The organism is Thermogutta sp. (assembly GCF_014359955.1).
Classification (GTDB): domain Bacteria; phylum Planctomycetota; class Planctomycetia; order Pirellulales; family Thermoguttaceae; genus Thermogutta.
Genome location: NZ_JACIYL010000763.1, coordinates 1 through 2,096 on the forward strand (window position 1 = coordinate 1; position 2,096 = coordinate 2,096).

The following is a 2,096-nucleotide window of genomic DNA, read 5'->3' on the forward strand; positions in this document are numbered from 1 at the left end:
TTCTTGAATTCCTCGGCGACATAGTCCACCAGGGCGCGGTCGAAGTCATCACCGCCCAGGTGCGTGTCACCGCTGGTGCTGATAACTCGGAACACGCCTTCGGCTACCTCCAGGATGGAGACGTCGAACGTCCCACCGCCCAGGTCGAAGACGACAATTTTTTCAGCCTCCTTCTTGTCAAGCCCGTAGGCCAGAGAGGCCGCCGTGGGCTCATTGATGATGCGCACGACCTCCAACCCGGCGATTTGGCCCGCATCCTTGGTGGCTTGTCGCTGCGCGTCATTGAAGTAGGCAGGAACGGTGATCACCGCTTTGTTGACGCGGTGACCTAAATACGCCTCCGCGGCGTCCTTGAGTTTCCGCAAGATCATTGCGGAAATTTCCGGAGGCGTGTAGAGCCGGTCCCCGACTTTCACTTTGACGTATTCGCCGGGCTCACCGACGATTTCATAGGGGACGATCGCCTCTTCCGCCTTCACTTCCTCACGGCGACGTCCCATGAAACGCTTGATGGAGTAGATCGTTCGCTTGGGGTTAGTGATCGCTTGCCGCTTGGCAGGTTCACCGACGAGAATTTCGCCACGCTCTGTGAAGGCCACCACACTTGGGGTTAGGCGATTCCCCTCCTGGTTGGGGATCACCTTGACCTCCTTACCTTCCATGACGGCCACCACCGAGTTGGTCGTCCCGAGGTCGATACCGATAATTTTTTCCTGTGCCATGTTATTTCTCCCTTTCTCTGGGACAAAACTGTGTATTTCCAGTGCGCCCCCTCCTCACCCGTACACGAACTTGAGATTGTGGTGGAACCCAAAGAGGAGGCACCGATGACGGTTCATGATCGTAGCTCTCAAGGATGGTTGACCACTGGAGAGCAGCTTTTCGCAAAGCCTGTGCCATTGGTATATTTAATGAAAGACACCATTCATAAGCCGCGAAATGAACGAAAGATATGATTGTGCGTCGGGCGTTGTCGCTCCTTTCCGACAGGCCGCGAGACGATCGACCTGCCATTTTGGCACCAGGCCAGTCGAAGAACGTTCCCCCGAATCCGGTTTGCAATCTTATTGTCCGACCGTAGATGAACGAAACCGGCTCGCAGCATCCGCAATCCAATCGCCACCACAGACCCTGGCTGTCATTCCCCGAGGGTGTCCCGGAGATTCTTTACGAAGCCCGAGAGGTCGTGGTCATCAATAAGCCGGCCGGGATACTCGTTCAGGGGCCGCCAGGGGTTCCCTCTTTGGTGGAATTAGTGCGCGATTTCCTTGCCACGCGCAGTCCGCCGGGCTCAGGGGTTTACCTGGGGGTCCCCCACCGGCTGGATCGGCCTGTCACCGGCGCTATCCTCTTTACACGGCACACGCGGGCAACCAGGAGGATCACGGAACAGTTTGAGTCCCGCTCCATTCGGAAACTGTATTGGGCGGTTGTGGAGGGGATGGTCTACCCACCGGAAGGGGAGTGGCGTGATCACATGCGGAAAATCCCCGACGTGCCTCAAGCGGAGATCGTTCCCGAGAATCATCCTGACGCACGATTGGCGGTACTCAGGTATCGGTTGCTTCAACAGTGGGATGGGCTCAGTTGGTTGGAAATCGAGCTGGAAACTGGCCGAATGCACCAGATTCGGGTTCAGGCGGCCTCCCGAGGTCATCCCGTGGTGGGGGATTGGCAGTACGGGGCGCGGCGACGCGTGGGACCGCAGCATCCGGATCCCCGGTTTTGCCCCATCGCACTGCACGCCCGGGAACTGCATTTCCTCCACCCGATGACGTTCGAACCGATCGACATCACAGCCCCGCTCCCCCGGTTTTGGGAGGAACTGTCCGACTCTTTCCGGCCGTGGCTTGGGAAACACCTCGGGGTTATCGACGGCCTGGGTGATCATCCGCTCGAACCACCTGAACGATTCCAGCAACTATAGACTGCCCGTTGTGAAGCTGCCAGCCAGAGAGTGAATCCTGCCAAAGCCGCACGCCCTCCGGTGAAATGTCCTCCTCCGGGGTCTCTCCGGTTAGGCGCTGTCTCTTGCTGAGCGGATCCGCCTGAATGGCCGGGCTGCACTACCCAGGAGCCGCGCGAAAAGATAGGAT

General features: G+C 58.3%; 2 protein-coding genes. One reads left to right on the forward strand and one right to left on the reverse strand.

Annotated features, from left to right (window positions below; translation table 11 throughout):
- On the reverse strand, nt 1-722 hold a 722-nt coding region (locus H5U08_RS16710; protein WP_297035666.1), incomplete at its 3' end, for an Hsp70 family protein.
- A 359-nt stretch (nt 723-1,081) separates the two neighbouring features.
- Between H5U08_RS16710 and H5U08_RS16715 the strand changes: the two genes are divergently transcribed.
- A complete protein-coding gene (locus H5U08_RS16715) occupies nt 1,082-1,927 on the forward strand; it encodes an RluA family pseudouridine synthase (RefSeq protein WP_297035669.1) in 846 nt (281 codons plus the stop codon).
- The last annotated feature ends 169 nt before the right edge of the window (nt 1,928-2,096 follow it).